Raw genomic sequence first — 15,503 nt, 5'->3', positions numbered from 1 at the left:
TTGGGTGGAGTTACACTGAGCGGCTGTTAAAGCAAGAAAAAGCGCGAAGCCGTATGACGCTGGTTGATGGAAGAGCGCTTATCTTCAACAAGTTCAAGGTGGCTAAACAACGCCATAATTAACAAGTAGGTAGAGATAAAGTAGACGTTATAAGATCAGAAAAGGGCCGAGTGTCAAAGCCTTTTTACAAAGTGCAATTCTGCTGTGATGTAGATACTTATCCCCTCAGCAGTAAAAAAACGCCTATTAAAGCCGTCACTCCTCCAAGCATCATGGTTCTGGTGATGATTTCTTTGCGTAATAACCCAATTGTCATCACCATAAGTGGTGCCGTTGCGAAGATGGTTTGTGCGATGGCTGGGTCGGTATGATTCACGGAAATTAACTGTAGCCAAAGCCCAATAAAGGTGCCAAAAAATACTGCAACGAATAACCAGTTTTTACCGTCGATTTGTTTTAGTGTCAGTGCCTTGTGGAGGCTTTGTGATTTTAAATAGCTAACGATACAGGCTACAAACAGCGTGCCAGAGGCAAGTCGGATCAATGCAGCCCATAGGCTACTAATGTTTTCGTTGTTCAAGGCGCCCTTGGAAAGCACCATGCCTGCGGCTTGGCAAGTTGCGGCGGTCAACGCAAAGGCTATTCCCAGTAGGTAATGCCTTTTGTCCATGACTGGCTGGCTTTTGCTTGGCTTAATTGCAATCATCACCCCTAAGGTTGTAACGGCAATGCCGAGCCATGCTGAAGTGCTAAGATAAACGCCAAGGAGCACAATGTTTAAGATCCCCGCGATAGCAGGTGCAAGGCTTTCTATTACTAAGGTACGAGCTGGACCAATATTGCGAAGCGCAGCGAAATAGGCGCTATCACCAATCGCAATCCCCAAAATTCCGCTGGCGATGAGCCAGCCCCAACTCGACAGCAAAGTGGGGAACATCAAGTCACCTACAATAAATAGGCTGAGTATCATCAATGCAGAGGCGATAACTCCTTTACTGACGTTGAGTTCAAAGGGACTGAGGTGATGACTAAATTGTTTGTATAAAATCGTTGAACCTGCCCAAACACCTGCCGCTGCAATTGCTGCCGCTTCTCCCATCCCAATCATTATTATCATGCTATTTCTGTCGATTACATGGCGGCAAGTATACCTAAATCAGACGTAGCTTTGGATAAAGATCCGCTGAAGTTAATCAGCTATCATTTAAATAATGATGTTTAGACGTCCATACATCTAGAGGTTGAATTTTTCCAGTTTTTGTCCATAATAGTGCCATTCGATCAGTCTGGAGCAACATATGCCAATCACCGTCACCGACGAACTCCCAGCTATTGCCCAATTACGTCACGAAAATGTTTTCGTGATGCCGCAAAGCCGTGCATCTACCCAAGAGATCCGCCCAATGCGACTCGCCATACTAAATCTGATGCCAAACAAGGTAGAGACCGAGGTGCAATTTATTAGGTTGTTGGCGAATACGCCTTTACAGGTAAATGTTGATCTATTGCGACTTGATACACATCGTAGCTCTGAAAATTCAGAGCAACACTTAGATATGTTTTATCGCTATTTTTCAGATGTTAAAGATAAAAACTATGATGCACTGATTGTAACCGGGGCGCCGCTTGCGCACCTAGAATATGACGACGTTGTCTATTGGCAAGAGCTAAGAACGTTTTTTGATTGGGCGGAGCATCATGTTACTTCAACACTTTTCTCCTGTTGGGCGGCACATGCCGGTTTGTACCATCATTACGGCTTAAAGCGTGAGCTCAAAAATGACAAGCTTTGCGGTGTATTTAAACACCAATGTTACTTTGACCACGGCGCCCTAACCCGTGGGTTTGATGATGAATTTTTAGTGCCGCATTCGCGCTATGGCCATATCGACGTTGATAAAATTACCGCATGTAAAGACCTAGTCGTTTTAGCGGGTTCTGAAAAAGTGGGGGCTTACTTAATTAAAAATCACTCAGGCAGCCAAGTATATATTACCGGTCATCCTGAGTACGACGCCGATACGCTGCAAAAAGAATATTTACGCGATTGTGAAAAAATGGCCAATGCACCACAACCTGAAAACTATTTTCCTGAGAATGACACCAGCAAGCGGCCATCGAAAACATGGCAAAGCCATGCATTTTTGTTATTCTCAAACTGGTTAAATTACTATGTTTACCAGACCACCCCTTATGATATTAACTTAGTTAGCCAAGATGTAAGGACTAACAATTATGCCGAATAACTTAGCCGTAAACGGTGAGCAAATTGCAGAGCAGCTTAAACAAGCGATGCAACAACGTATTCTTATCTTAGATGGTGCCATGGGCACGATGATCCAAAAGCACAAGTTAGAAGAACAAGACTATCGTGGCGAGCGCTTTAAAGACTGGCATGTCCTTATCAAAGGCAACAACGACTTATTAAGTTTGACTCAGCCCGAGATAATCAAACAGATCCATCGTGATTATCTTGCTGCTGGCGCGGATATCATTGAAACCAATACGTTTAATGCCACCACAATCTCAATGGAAGATTACGACATGGCAAGCCTGAGCCGCGAAATTAATCTTGAATCGGCAAAGCTTGCGCGTGCGGTGTGTGATGAATTTACCACCAAAGACCCGAGTAAACCTCGCTATGTGGCGGGGGTACTTGGTCCGACGTCTAAAACCTGTTCGATTTCTCCAGATGTAAACGACCCAGGTTTTCGTAATATCACCTTTGATAAATTGGTTGAAGCTTACGTCGAATCAACGCTAGCACTCATTGAGGGCGGTGCGCACCTGATTTTGATAGAGACTATTTTTGATACGCTTAACGCCAAAGCGGCGTCTTACGGTGTAGAAGAAGCGTTTGAGCAAGCGGGTGTCACTTTACCGGTTATGATCTCGGGCACAATTACCGATGCTTCCGGTCGCACGTTATCAGGGCAAACAACAGAAGCGTTTTATAACTCTATCCGCCATATAAAGCCAATCTCTATCGGCCTTAACTGCGCATTGGGCCCAGATCTGCTCAGACAGTACGTAGAAGAACTATCACGGGTTTGTGAGACCTTTACTTCCGTACATCCAAATGCAGGTCTTCCAAACGAGTTTGGTGAATACGACTTAGAAGCCGAAGAAATGGCGCAAGAAATCATCGATTGGGGTAACGAAGGGTTTATCAATATTGTTGGCGGCTGTTGTGGTACAACACCAGAGCATATTCGCGCTTTTGCCAATGGCCTTGCGAATACCGCGCCACGAGTGTTGCCAGATATTGAAGTGCGTATGCGCTTGGCTGGCCTTGAAGCGTGCAACTTAAACTAGGAATTCACCATGACACAAACAGCAGTATTTACCAACGTCGGTGAACGTACCAATGTGACGGGATCCGCAAGGTTTAAGCGTCTTATCTTAGAAGAAGATTACGAGACCGCTTTAGATGTTGCCAGAGAGCAGGTTGAAAATGGCGCTCAGGTGATCGACATCAACATGGATGAAGCCATGTTGGACTCAAAAGCCGCGATGGTGAAGTTTTTAAATCTGATTGCTTCTGAGCCTGATATTTCTAAAGTACCTATCATGGTTGACTCGTCCAAGTGGGAAGTCATCGAAGCGGGGTTGAAATGTATTCAGGGTAAAGCCATCGTAAACTCAATCTCGTTGAAAGAGGGTGAGGCACCCTTTATCCACCAAGCCAAAATTATCAAGCGTTTTGGTGCTGCTGTGGTGGTGATGGCATTTGATGAAGCTGGTCAAGCGGAAACCGCAGACAGAAAATTTGAGATCTGCCAGCGCTCTTACAAAATCTTAGTTGACGAGTTGGGTTTCCCACCGGAAGACATTATTTTTGATCCGAATATTTTCGCGGTGGCAACGGGGATCGAAGAGCACGATAACTATGCCGTAGAATTTATCGAGGGTACGCGCAGAATTAAGCAAAACCTGCCGCACTGTAAGGTGTCTGGGGGCGTATCGAACGTATCTTTCTCGTTCCGTGGTAACAATCCTGTGCGTGAAGCGATCCACTCTGTGTTTCTTTACCATGCGATTAAAGCGGGTATGGATATGGGGATCGTCAATGCCGGTCAGCTTGCTGTGTATGACGATATTCCATCAGAACTCCGTGATGCCGTTGAGGATGTGATCCTCAATACCGACGCTGGTGCTGGTGAGCGATTAGTTGAAATTGCACCGAAATATTCAGGTATGGCGCAAGCCGAGAAGCAAGAAGATTTAGAGTGGCGCACTTGGCCTGTCGAAAAACGTTTGGAACACGCCTTAGTTAAAGGGATCACTGAGTTTATCGACGAAGATACCGAAGCTTGTCGTCAACAGTTTGATAAACCAATCCAAGTGATCGAAGGGCCACTAATGGATGGCATGAACGTGGTTGGCGACTTATTTGGCGCAGGCAAAATGTTCCTACCTCAAGTGGTGAAATCTGCTCGAGTAATGAAGCGCGCGGTTGCCTACCTTGACCCTTACATTGAGGCCGAAAAAGAAGAAGGCTCTAGTAACGGTAAAGTGATCATGGCCACCGTTAAGGGCGATGTACACGACATCGGCAAAAACATCGTGGGCGTGGTACTGCAATGTAATAATTATGAAGTGGTGGATTTAGGTGTGATGGTGCCAGCAGAGAAAATTCTGCAAACGGCCATTGATGAAAACGCTGATGTGATTGGCCTGTCTGGTCTTATTACGCCATCCCTTGATGAAATGGTACATGTGGCGAAAGAAATGACACGTCGCGGTTTTGATATTCCACTACTTATTGGTGGGGCAACCACATCGAAAGCGCATACGGCGGTTAAAATTGAACCTCAGTACGATAAAGGTGTGATCTACGTTAATAACGCCAGTCGCGCGGTTGGTGTGGTATCTAGCTTGCTAAGTAAAACACAAAAGCCTGAGTTTTTAGCAAAAACCGCGGATGAATACGTCAAAGTACGGGAGCAGCAGGCGCGTAAAAAGCCTCGTTCAAAACCGGTTACCTTGGCGCGTGCGCGCGATAATGCGGTAAAAATTGATTGGCAAAGCTACACGCCACCGGTGCCGAGCAAGTTGGGGATCACCGAATTTAAAGACGTAAGCATCAAAACACTACGTGATTATATTGACTGGACACCTTTTTTTATGACTTGGTCGCTGGCCGGTAAATACCCTCGTATTTTGCAAGACGAGGTGGTTGGTGAAGAGGCGCAAAAGCTGTTTCACGATGCCAATGCCATGTTAGATCAATTGCAACACGATGGTAGTTTGCAACCACTAGGTGTGATCGGGTTGTTCCCTGCGAATCGTGTGGGTGACGATATTGAGATTTACAAAGATGAGTCGCGTAGCGAAGTATTGGTAACCTCATGTCAGTTACGTCAACAAACCGAAAAAACCGATTTCCCTAACTATTGTTTGTCGGATTATATCGCGCCTAAAGGCACACCTGATTATTTCGGTGCATTTGCCGTAACTGGCGGTCTTGAAGAAGATGACTTAGCAGAGGCATTTGATGCCAAGCAAGACGACTACAACAAGATCATGATCAAAGCGGTAGCAGATCGCCTAGCAGAAGCATTTGCAGAATACTTGCATGAGCAAGTACGCAAAGTACATTGGGGGTTTGCAGCGGACGAAGCGTTGAGCAATGAAGAGTTGATCCGCGAAAACTACCAAGGGATCCGTCCAGCGCCTGGTTATCCTGCGTGTCCAGAGCACACAGAGAAACAAAAAATCTGGCAGCTGTTAGATGTTGAAAATCGTATTGGGATGAAGCTGACAAGCTCCTATGCAATGTGGCCTGGTGCTGCTGTATCAGGTTGGTATTTCTCTCACCCTGACTCAAAATATTTCGCTGTGGCCAGTATTCAACAGGATCAAGTTGAAGATTACGCTGCGCGTCAGAGGATGCCATTGGCAGAGGCTGAACGCTGGCTGGCACCAAACCTAGGTTACGAACCCGCGTAATTGATACAACTAAGCCCTATCAATATAGGGCTTTCGTTATAAATAATATCCAGAAAATAGAAGTGCTTGAGAGAAGCAACGCACGTTAAGCATCCAAATTCATTAGCTAATGTTGTTTTATAGTTAACAAGTGAGGTCCGGTTATCGTATAATAGATTGAATCGCTGTTAATAATAAGGCTTTACTCAACAATGAAGATAAAGTGGTTGTTTTCATTCCTATTTATTTCCAATCTTTGTTGGGGAAGCAATCAGCTTGTTGTTGATATCATCAGTAGCGAAAACTTTAGCGAGCGGTACGAGGACTTCCTTGCAGGCCGTAACGTCTTAGATGTTGACACTTTTCACCCGACCACCAAAGGCTCTCATATTGAAATCATCGAAATGGTGCTGCTTCAACAAGCGCTTTTTCTCGGTGGTGAAACACGAAAGGTCGTGTTTAATCCAAAGCCCTCTGTAAACATTTTAGAGTTTTCTGATCTTATCGCTGGTGAAAGCTTAATTCTTGCTCGTAGCGTATGGCATGAGAATATTGTTGATTATCGCGGTTCACTGTTTATTTCTGAGCCTATCGTTGAAGTGGGCGAGTATGAAGCTGGGTTGTATGTGACAAAACGCAACGTCGCGTTGCAGCAAACTCCGCTATCCCAACTTCAACAGCTTGATGTGGTATCCAATCCACAATGGCGAGTTGATTGGCGGGCCCTAATGAATACAGACTTAAATAGGGTGAGTTTTATCGGCCCATGGGAAACCATGTTAAAAATGGTGGAGAGCGATGTGGTCGATACCATGCTTATCAACTTTAGTGTGAGCAGTAACTTAACCCTTAATTTTGAGGGGAAAGAATACGTGCCAATTGAGAACATTAAGGTCGTCTTACCGGATTCTAGACACTTTGTGGTTAGTAAAAGCCACCCTGAAGGTGCGCAAATATTTGCAGCGTTAAACCGTGGATTAAAAATATTGAAGCGACGCGGTGTGATCCGAAAAGCGCTAACTGAATCTGGTTTCATTAATGAACAAGTGGCGGACTGGCAAGTCGCCAATGCTAGCATGATGGTTGAGGGGAATTGATGCGGCTTACACTTGTTATAACTCATGTTGTGGTGTTGTTTTGTTTAGTGACAAGCGTTTGTGCTTATGAATCAAAAGTACAGATGCAGCAACGGTACGATGCGTTGTTTTTCTCAGTAGAAGAAGATTATGATTTGGCACTTTTACCGGGTGTTCGGGCATTAAAAGAACAAGCACGCGCGCAAGGGAACAAATCTATGCAGATAAAAGCGTTGCTGCTTGAGGGAAGTATTGTTCAACATTTTGGAGAGTTTGAGGATGGATTAGAGTTACATCAACAAGCTTTGCAACTTGCCGACACGGATAATAATAAAGCGTTAAAAGCCAACACCTATCTTGCGATTGCGCACTTGGATATCGACCTTGAGAGTTTTGAACTGGCTCAGCGCTACTTAGACAAAGCCTTGCTATTGGCAAATCAAATTGAAGATAATGCCCAACTTAAGGCGGAGATAAGCTTGTGGCAAGCCCGTTTATATATGGACAAAGGTGCTTATAGATTAGCGCTTAGTACTGCGACTATCTCGCCGCTTGCTGCAATCCGCAAAGAAACCATCGCACAATTAAATCTTACTCGCTCTTGGTCCCATTTACAATTGGGAGAATACAGACAGGCCAAAGCGATAATAGATGCATTAGACGACTCCAAGTATCTTATTAAGAACCAACGAATGCGGCTCATGGCAGCTACACAACGAGCAAGGATCGCACTCCAAAGTGGTGACTATAAAAACGCTATTGAGTTGGCTCAAGCTGGCCTTAAAGATACCTTAGGTACGCGGTTTTTATTGTTTCAATCTCAGTTGCAATGGACGCTGGCCAGTGCTTACGCACAGCTCGGAGATTATCAAGAAGCACATCGCTACCTCAAGCGTTATACGGTGACTGAAAACTCGCTGAATCTTCAAAAGCGTAATAACAAGTTATTGAAGCTGGAGGCGCAGTACTCACTTGCACAGCAAAAGCAAGCACTTGATGCGCTTGAGCGAGATAATGCTCAGCAAGCTAAGGTGATTGTGGCCCACCAACAACAAATCGAAAATGCCAGATTGAGCCAGCAACGTTGGCTACTTGTTGCGTTGTTGATATTTATTTTAATCACCGTTGGTTACTGGCGTTGGCAAAATCGACGTTACACAAAGTTGCTTGAGCACCAAGTAACAGCCCGAACTGAAGAGCTGGCAGAGCGTAACAAGCGTCTACAAACCTTGAGCTTTACAGATAGTTTAACAGGGCTGAGTAATCGTCATCATTTTTTCAGTGTGATTGATGGCAAAATTGAAACCTGCAAACAACATTGGCAAACCGCCCAGTTCAAGCAACACGCAGATCTTATTTTTATGATTGTTGATATTGACCACTTCAAAAAAATCAATGATACCTTTGGGCACGCCGCCGGAGATATTGTGCTGCAGGACTTTGCTGAAATTTTGAAACAATGCACCCGAGACTCAGACATCTTAGTGCGTTGGGGCGGAGAAGAGTTTATGTTGGTAATGCCTGAAATATCAAGCTCCAGCGCCCAGGAAATCGCAGAGCGGATCCGCGCTCAGGTAGAAATCTATCCATTTATGGTTAACGACCAAGTGATTAACTGTACTTGCTCTATTGGGTTTGCGCCATTCCCGTTTTTCCCATCCCAACCAGAAAAACTAACCTGGGAGCAGATACTCGAATTGGCGGATGGGGGGTTGTATCTTGCCAAAGAGTCTCATCGCAATGCTTGGGTCGGCGTTTATACCGAAGACAGTGATAGTCAGGTAACAGGGGCACAAATTGTGCAAAATCTACATGGTCATTTACAAGCGGGAACAGTAAAAACTTCCTCTAATATTGCAGCATTGAGTTACTCTAGAAAGGCTGGGTAGGCGAATTCAACAGCGTATATACATGCATCCTACTTAGGTTTAGGTGTATTATATTGCGTAAGATAAAATAACAAAGCGCGATTAGTTTTGCTGCCTATTGAAGCTGTCATCCCCGAAATTATTACCACCTTAACCGCTGATAATCGCTTGGTGCTGCAAGCTGAGCCAGGTGCAGGTAAATCAACCCTGGTGCCTTTGCGGTTATTGCAAGCCAACTTATTCGACAACAAGAAGATAATTATGCTTGAGCCCCGCCGGGTAGCGGCAAAGTCGATTGCGACCTATTTGGCAAAACAACTTGGGGAAGCCGTTGGCGAGCAGGTTGGTTATCAAATTCGTAATGAGCGGCGAGTTTCATCTAATACACGCTTAGAGATCGTGACAGAGGGAGTGCTGACGCGTCGCTTGCAAGCTGACCCTGAATTGACCGATGTAGCACTGATTATTTTTGATGAATTTCATGAGCGGTCTATTCATGCCGATTTGGCACTGATGCTGGCATATGAAGTACAGCAAGCTTATAGAGAAGATCTTAAATTACTGGTGATGTCTGCAACAATAGACGTCGAGTTAATATCTAACTATCTAGATGATGCTCCGGCATTATCTTGCCCTGGAAAAACATACCCCGTAGAAGTGGAATACTTTGGTAAGCCGCGTCAATATTTGTCTGACCATATAGTAAATGCTCTGCGTCGCGCATTTACCTTGCAAACGAGTGGCGATATTTTGGTCTTTCTACCTGGGCAGGCGGAGATCTCGCGTAGTATTGAGGCAAGTAAAGTCGCTTTCGCAGAAGAGGTTATGCTTCTTCCCTTATACGGCGGTTTACCCTTGTCTGAACAAGAAAAAGTACTCTCTAAAAGTCAGCATGACTCCAGGCGAGTCATTTTCGCAACGAATATCGCAGAAACTAGCTTGACTATTGAAGGGATCACCATGGTGATTGACTCTGGGCTTGAGAAGCGTCTCTCGTATGACGTGAAGAGTGGCCTGTCGAGGTTAGACACAGTGATGGTTTCAAAAGCCTCGGCAACCCAACGAGCAGGACGAGCAGGGCGTTTGCAGGCCGGGCACTGTATACGGCTATGGCGAGAAAGTGATCACCATGCCTTGAAAGACTTCCAGCCAGAAGAGGTCACCACTACAGATCTTTCGGATCTAACGTTGGAGCTCAGTGCTTGGGGGGTGACGCAGTATCAAGATGCAAATTGGCTTAGCCCGCCACCAGAGCGACATTTTGCTGTAGCCAGTCAGCTAAACCATGCATTGGGCCTAGTTGACGCCCAAAATAAAATATTACCAACCGGTCAAACCTCGTTGCAACTAGGCGTCACACCTAGACTGGCTAGCATGCTATTGCGCAGTAAATCAATGATTGAACAGCAACTAGCTTGTTTAGTTGCGGCGTTACTGAGTGAGCGAGATATTCAAATACAAGCAGCGAGCAGTGATATTTGTGAGCGGATACTTGCCTTAAGCGAGTTTCTCAAAGATAGATCAGCTGCATCTAGAGCATATCGGTTACACCGGGCGGCCACTGAGCAAGTATTAAAGCTCGCAAGGTCTTTTGCACAAAAGATAGGAATTACACTGAATATTGAGCGTATCTCACTGAGTGATATTCAAACACATACAGCGAGTTTACTGATTTATGCTTTTCCCGATCGGATAGCACAAAGGCGATCAAGTGGAGATAGCCGTTACCTACTTGCCAACGGGCGGGGAGTTACCCTAAGAGAAGGAGATACACTTCAAGGTGAAGATTACCTAATAGTTTGTGATGTTGATGGCAAGAATAAAGATGGTTTGGTATTTTTAGCTTGCGCGGTAGAAAAACAAACTTTGCTTGAGCAGCTTGCGTCAGAGCTAAAGGAAGTTAGTCGATATCAGTTAGATAGCAAGAAAGAGGCCGTGCTAGGTCGACGTCAGCTAAGCTATCAATCACTCGTGTTAGCAGAGCAAAACCTGAGTAAGATCCCCACCGCCGCATTTGAGGCTTGTGTAAAAGATATTTTAACAGAAGAAGGCCTTGGGCTGCTCAATTGGTCAGCGAAAAGCCAAGCTTGGTTAGCTAGAGCAAAATGGCTCGGTGAACAGCTTGATACTTTTCCAATTATCACCGAAGCAAGCCTAATAGCGCAGCTTGATACTTGGCTTTTACCTTATATGACAGGCGTAAGCTCAATCAAGCAGCTAAAACAATTGGATATCTTTAATTTACTGCAGGCAATACTTACTTGGGAACAACAGCAACAGCTTGAGACGCAAGCGCCCGAATTTTATTTTACTCCGAGCGGCAAGCGTGTCGCGATACGCTATGATGAGCATCAAGGCCCCACAGTCTCTGTTGTGCTACAAGAAATGTTTGGGCAATTAGTGTCACCAATGCTAGCAGAAGGAAAAGTTGCGGTACGTTTTGAGTTGCTATCACCTGCCAAAAGGCCGATTCAAACCACAAGTGACTTAGCAAACTTCTGGCGAACTTCCTACTTTGATGTAGCAAAAGACATGCGTGGCAGATATCCAAAACACCGGTGGCCTGACAAACCGCTAGAAGAAAAACCAGGACGTTCAATAAAGTAACCTGCTTTTCACCTTCGCTACCCTAGCGATAAAGGGTTGACAATGAATCAAAATCTAGACAATAGTGCTAATACCATTTAGTCTTAATATTTGTTCAATTTGAGGGAGCAAATCAGGCGCTTGTTGTGCTAAAAATTGCTTATTTAGAACAACTAAATAGCAAAATTTTGCCTTTTTTGGCTCGGATGTCGGTATGTTGGCGTAAGCACGCAGCGGTAGCTGAGTTATCGACGAGGTTTTCTCGCCTCAAAATGGATCACTTAATTAAGTGAAGTGATCTTAGTGCCTAACAGAAAGTAATGTCCTGTTGGCAATTGTGCAGTACCTAGGATTTTTTACTACATAAAGGAGATGTCGGCTGTGAAAAAAGAAATAAGTACGTTTTTTAATGTTAAAGCGACTACTGCACTTTGGCTGATTAGTTTTGTCATTGCTTTCACTACTCACGAAGTTACCCCAGCATATGAGTCGAAGACTGTACTGGAGACATTTGTGCACTCCTTAGCTGCTCAAGTGATATTTCTTATGGTTTCTTGGATTGTATCTGCACTGGTGATAGCTGCGCTTTTCAAGCAAATTTGGAATAGACTGATTACAGATGTTGTTCAGCTGCGGCAAATTAGCTTCAACGAGGCTTATGCTTTGAGTATTCTATTAACTTGGGTTGTTTGGCTTTAGGAATTGTAGTCACAATATCTTCGCCATTTGCAAAGGGTAGAGCAACCTAAATTGAGAAGAGAGTCAGACCGATGTTGTCATTCGAATTGCTTCTGTATCGGCTCTGATTAGTAAATCAATCGTACCTTATTCCTCCAGAAAGTATATGTCACCTACTGTGCGAGCGTTGATTGATTACTTGTCCTGCTATTTTGCCAACACGCTGTGGTGAGGTTTATCTAATGGTTCCTTTAGGTCGAGCGGAGCTTATATGTATGCAGCCGTGGCTATTGCCAGTTTCTAAAAGTCTATGCTGCTGTGTGAGCAAATGTAAAGCATATATCGCACAGAACCAAGATACGTTGATGGGCATGTTTTAGAGGCTAAAAGTGGGTGTCAGTTAATACACCGCCAGCGAAAGCAATAGGTGTCAGTTAACACATGTGGGAAATAACATAAGTGGCAGATGCATTGAAATACTGATGTTTAAGCAATAGGATGGTTTGAGTAGACTTTGTTTTACTTGGAATAAAGTATAGTAAACTGATGTTGTGTGGGCGTCGTGTGTAATGAAATATCTTGAACTAAAAGTTCCACCTGTAGTGCAGGTTTTGTTTGTTGGTTTGGCGATGTTTATCGCTTCCAGTTATCTTCCTACATGGAATATCAATTACCTAGCTCAAGTAGCTCTAGCTGGAGCGCTTTTTAGTGTGGGGATCTATTTTTGTGTTGCTGGTGTTTACGAGTTTCGAAAACGTAAGACCACAGTCGACCCCAGATATCCAGATAAAGCGTCAGACCTTGTGGACTCTGGAGTTTATCAATTATCTCGAAATCCGATGTATGTTGGGTTTGCTCTATTTCTACTGGCAATCGTGATCTATTTGGGCTCACCCATTTTACTGGTGGGTGTCTTCGCCTTTATTTTGTATATGAATCGCTTTCAAATTGCACCTGAAGAAGTGCTGCTGCAACAGATCTTTGGCGAGAGATACAAGCAATATACAAAAAGCGTGCGCCGTTGGTTGTAGATTAAGGCACGCACGTAAATTGTATCTAACCGAATGTTCAGCAGACACCCTCTAGAGGCGAGAGATGACTGAACGCATTAATCGTCCTTGTGTATGATGTTTGGCTGTTTCGGTGACAATCTGTTATCCCGAGTTCAGGTTATTTAGTTGACGGTGATTCATTGATGGCGCGACTATTGTTCAACAATAAAAAATGTAACAGCTACTTTTAAAAGAGACTGGGTTTCGCATTGTTAAGACAGGTAAAACATGAGAATAGGTGAATTAGCCAAAAGAACGGGGTTAGCGCCGTCAAAAATCCGTTTTTATGAAGAGATTGGCTTGTTAAAGCAGGTAAAGCGCTCAGCTAACGGTTACCGAACGTATCCACCTGAGGCCGAAGTCGCCCTTAAGCTTATCAGCCAAGGTCAAAAGGCGGGTTTTAGTCTAGATGAACTACGAAAGCTATTACCATCAGAGCTTGAACATTGGCAACATGATGCTTTATTAAATGCTTTGCGACAAAAGCTAAGTGAAATAGAAGCATTAGAAAAAACACTTGCACAAAACAAACGGCAACTTACCGAGATACTAACAGAAATCGAAGCGAAGCCAAATGAGCTAGACTGCTCAGAAAATGCTAAAAGAGTCATTAGTCAAATAGCTGCCGTTCCTCAAACAAGCAAAACAAAGAAGCCAAATACCTAAGCTTCGGATAATTAATGCCTTTCTAACAGTCAGTTTTAGCGCTAGCTGCGTTGAATTCACTATTATTAGCCGGTGATTAGTGCGTAAATTCGCTTTGCCTACAGCATGCAGGTATTTTAGCGAGAGCAAGATGAGGAAGCGGTGTTATCTCCAACACTCTCTGGCTGGATAAGGAAATAATTTAGCGTGATTTTAAATGCAATGAGTTAACTCGTTTCTTCTCCAAACCTTAGGTTATTTAACTATTGACCTTAAAGGTTACTTTAACCTTAAGGTGAGGGTGTAAACCCGATGAGGAGAAAGTAATGAGTTTATTCGAAACGTTAATATTACCTAATGGTGTGAAGATCCCTAATAGAATTGCAAAAGCTGCGATGGAAGAAAATTTGGCAAGCAAAGACAATCTACCTTCGGCGCCAATTTTTAATCTATACCAAGCTTGGGCAGATGGTGGGGCTGGACTGATAATTTCTGGCAATGTCATGGTGGATCAAAGGGCGATGACAGGGGCGGGAGGGATCGTGCTTGAGAGTGATAAAGATTTAGCGAAATTCTCGCAGTGGGCTTCAGTGGGTAAATCAAAAGGAGCTCAGTTTTGGTTACAGCTCAACCACCCTGGGCGTCAAATGCCTGCTAATTTAAATCAGCAAACTTGGGCACCATCAGAGGTAGCGCTGGATTTAGGCAACATGTCGAAGCACTTTCGACCACCACAGACAATGCCCGAAACAATGATTGAGATGGTCATCCAACGCTTTGTGCATTCTGCGTATTTAGCTGAGCAGGCTGGGTTCGACGGGGTAGAAGTACATGCGGCACATGGCTACTTATTAAGCCAATTTCTGTCTCCTATCACAAATAAACGTCAGGATAAGTGGGGAGGCGAGCTTGCAAACAGAGCAAGGTTATTGCTTGAAATTGTTAAGCAGATCCGTGCGAAAGTGAGCCCCAAATTCGCAGTGGCAGTTAAGCTGAACTCGGCAGACTTTCAGCGTGGTGGGTTTTCAAATGAAGAGGCAAAGCAGGTGGTTATTTGGCTTAATGACATGCAAGTTGATTTAGTTGAGTTGTCTGGGGGAAGTTATGAAGCGCCAGCGATGCAAGGGCGGGCTCGTGATGGCAGTACGCTAGCGCGAGAAGCTTATTTTTTAACGTTTGCAAAAGCGATTCGTGAGGTGGCGACTATGCCGGTGATGGTTACCGGTGGAATAAAACGCAAATCTGTTGCGCAAAAAGTAATGGAAAGCGGTGTTGAGATGGTTGGCGTTGCAACTGCACTTGCCATCGAACCGAGCCTTCCCAATCGCTGGAAAAGCGGCGATGAAGTAGTACCTGAGCTACGCCCAATTAAGTGGAAAAATAAGGCGTTTGCAGCTTTAGCAAATATGGCTGTTGTGCGATACCAGCTAAAAAAACTCAGCCAACATAGCACTACAAACGCAAAGGTAAATCCACTGTGGGCTTTGCTAAAACAGCAAATAAATGATGCATGTCGAGCTAACTACTATCGCCGCAAAATGACATCAAGCAATAATGTTAATACCAGCAAAGTAACTTGACAGTAGTTGCCCATTGCGCGACAGTGTTTATATGAATATACGTCATCTATTTACCAGCACACGAATTATCATCATTCCTTAGGAATG

General features: G+C 44.3%; 11 protein-coding genes. 10 read left to right on the top strand and 1 reads right to left on the bottom strand.

Annotated features, from left to right (window positions below; genetic code table 11):
- Positions 1-217 precede the first annotated feature (217 nt).
- Positions 218-1,108 carry a DMT family transporter gene (locus CEX98_RS18200; RefSeq protein ID WP_099643429.1) on the bottom strand — a complete coding sequence of 297 codons (891 nt, stop codon included), beginning with the start codon at positions 1,106-1,108 and terminating at the stop codon, positions 218-220.
- A 190-nt stretch (positions 1,109-1,298) separates the two neighbouring features.
- Between CEX98_RS18200 and CEX98_RS18195 the strand changes: the two genes are divergently transcribed.
- The 10 genes from CEX98_RS18195 (at position 1,299) to CEX98_RS18145 (ending at position 15,416) form a co-directional block, all read left to right on the top strand.
- Positions 1,299-2,246, top strand: coding sequence for a homoserine O-succinyltransferase (locus CEX98_RS18195; RefSeq protein ID WP_099643428.1), 948 nt, complete (start codon positions 1,299-1,301; stop codon positions 2,244-2,246).
- Positions 2,236-3,315: a homocysteine S-methyltransferase family protein gene (locus CEX98_RS23065; RefSeq protein ID WP_099643427.1), complete on the top strand. Its 1,080-nt coding sequence runs from the start codon at positions 2,236-2,238 to the stop codon at positions 3,313-3,315. The genes CEX98_RS18195 and CEX98_RS23065 overlap by 11 nt, the downstream gene beginning before the upstream one ends.
- Before the next feature lie 9 nt (positions 3,316-3,324).
- The gene (gene metH, locus CEX98_RS18185; RefSeq protein WP_099643426.1) at positions 3,325-5,952 is read left to right on the top strand and encodes a methionine synthase; all 2,628 of its coding nucleotides are present in this window, start codon (positions 3,325-3,327) and stop codon (positions 5,950-5,952) included.
- A gap of 191 nt (positions 5,953-6,143) precedes the next feature.
- Positions 6,144-7,028, top strand: coding sequence for a hypothetical protein (locus tag CEX98_RS18180; protein ID WP_099643425.1), 885 nt, complete (start codon positions 6,144-6,146; stop codon positions 7,026-7,028).
- Positions 7,028-8,896 carry a tetratricopeptide repeat-containing diguanylate cyclase gene (locus CEX98_RS18175; protein ID WP_099643424.1) on the top strand — a complete coding sequence of 623 codons (1,869 nt, stop codon included), beginning with the start codon at positions 7,028-7,030 and terminating at the stop codon, positions 8,894-8,896. The genes CEX98_RS18180 and CEX98_RS18175 overlap by 1 nt, the downstream gene beginning before the upstream one ends.
- An 87-nt stretch (positions 8,897-8,983) precedes the next feature.
- A complete protein-coding gene (gene hrpB / locus CEX98_RS18170) occupies positions 8,984-11,482 on the top strand; it encodes an ATP-dependent helicase HrpB (RefSeq protein ID WP_099643423.1) in 2,499 nt (832 codons plus the stop codon).
- 360 nt (positions 11,483-11,842) lie between these two features.
- Positions 11,843-12,160, top strand: a complete 318-nt coding sequence (locus tag CEX98_RS18165; RefSeq protein ID WP_143484358.1) for a hypothetical protein — start codon at positions 11,843-11,845, stop codon at positions 12,158-12,160.
- A 548-nt stretch (positions 12,161-12,708) separates the two neighbouring features.
- Entirely contained in the window at positions 12,709-13,170 is a 462-nt protein-coding gene (locus tag CEX98_RS18160) for a methyltransferase family protein (protein ID WP_099643421.1), read from the top strand.
- 249 nt (positions 13,171-13,419) lie between these two features.
- Complete coding sequence (locus tag CEX98_RS18155) at positions 13,420-13,857, top strand: MerR family transcriptional regulator (RefSeq protein WP_099643420.1); 438 nt, start codon at positions 13,420-13,422, stop codon at positions 13,855-13,857.
- A gap of 305 nt (positions 13,858-14,162) precedes the next feature.
- Positions 14,163-15,416, top strand: coding sequence for an NADH:flavin oxidoreductase/NADH oxidase family protein (locus tag CEX98_RS18145; protein WP_099643418.1), 1,254 nt, complete (start codon positions 14,163-14,165; stop codon positions 15,414-15,416).
- The last annotated feature ends 87 nt before the right edge of the window (positions 15,417-15,503 follow it).

The organism is Pseudoalteromonas piscicida, from assembly GCF_002744175.1.
GTDB classification, from domain to species: domain Bacteria; phylum Pseudomonadota; class Gammaproteobacteria; order Enterobacterales; family Alteromonadaceae; genus Pseudoalteromonas; species Pseudoalteromonas piscicida_B.
Note: the sequence above shows the minus strand (reverse complement) of the source record. Positions and strands in the feature narration are given on the sequence as shown.

What these genes read in the sequence shown, in the direction of transcription:
- CEX98_RS18180 (WP_099643425.1), top strand. Translation starts at nt 6,144, where the DNA reads ATGAAGATAAAGTGGTTGTTTTCATTCCTATTTATTTCCAATCTTTGT.
- CEX98_RS18145 (WP_099643418.1), top strand. Translation starts at nt 14,163, where the DNA reads ATGAGTTTATTCGAAACGTTAATATTACCTAATGGTGTGAAGATCCCT.
- CEX98_RS18195 (WP_099643428.1), top strand. Translation starts at nt 1,299, where the DNA reads ATGCCAATCACCGTCACCGACGAACTCCCAGCTATTGCCCAATTACGT.
- CEX98_RS18200 (WP_099643429.1), bottom strand. Translation starts at nt 1,108, where the DNA reads ATGATTGGGATGGGAGAAGCGGCAGCAATTGCAGCGGCAGGTGTTTGG.
- CEX98_RS18175 (WP_099643424.1), top strand. Translation starts at nt 7,028, where the DNA reads ATGCGGCTTACACTTGTTATAACTCATGTTGTGGTGTTGTTTTGTTTA.
- metH (WP_099643426.1), top strand. Translation starts at nt 3,325, where the DNA reads ATGACACAAACAGCAGTATTTACCAACGTCGGTGAACGTACCAATGTG.
- CEX98_RS23065 (WP_099643427.1), top strand. Translation starts at nt 2,236, where the DNA reads ATGCCGAATAACTTAGCCGTAAACGGTGAGCAAATTGCAGAGCAGCTT.
- CEX98_RS18160 (WP_099643421.1), top strand. Translation starts at nt 12,709, where the DNA reads ATGAAATATCTTGAACTAAAAGTTCCACCTGTAGTGCAGGTTTTGTTT.
- CEX98_RS18155 (WP_099643420.1), top strand. Translation starts at nt 13,420, where the DNA reads ATGAGAATAGGTGAATTAGCCAAAAGAACGGGGTTAGCGCCGTCAAAA.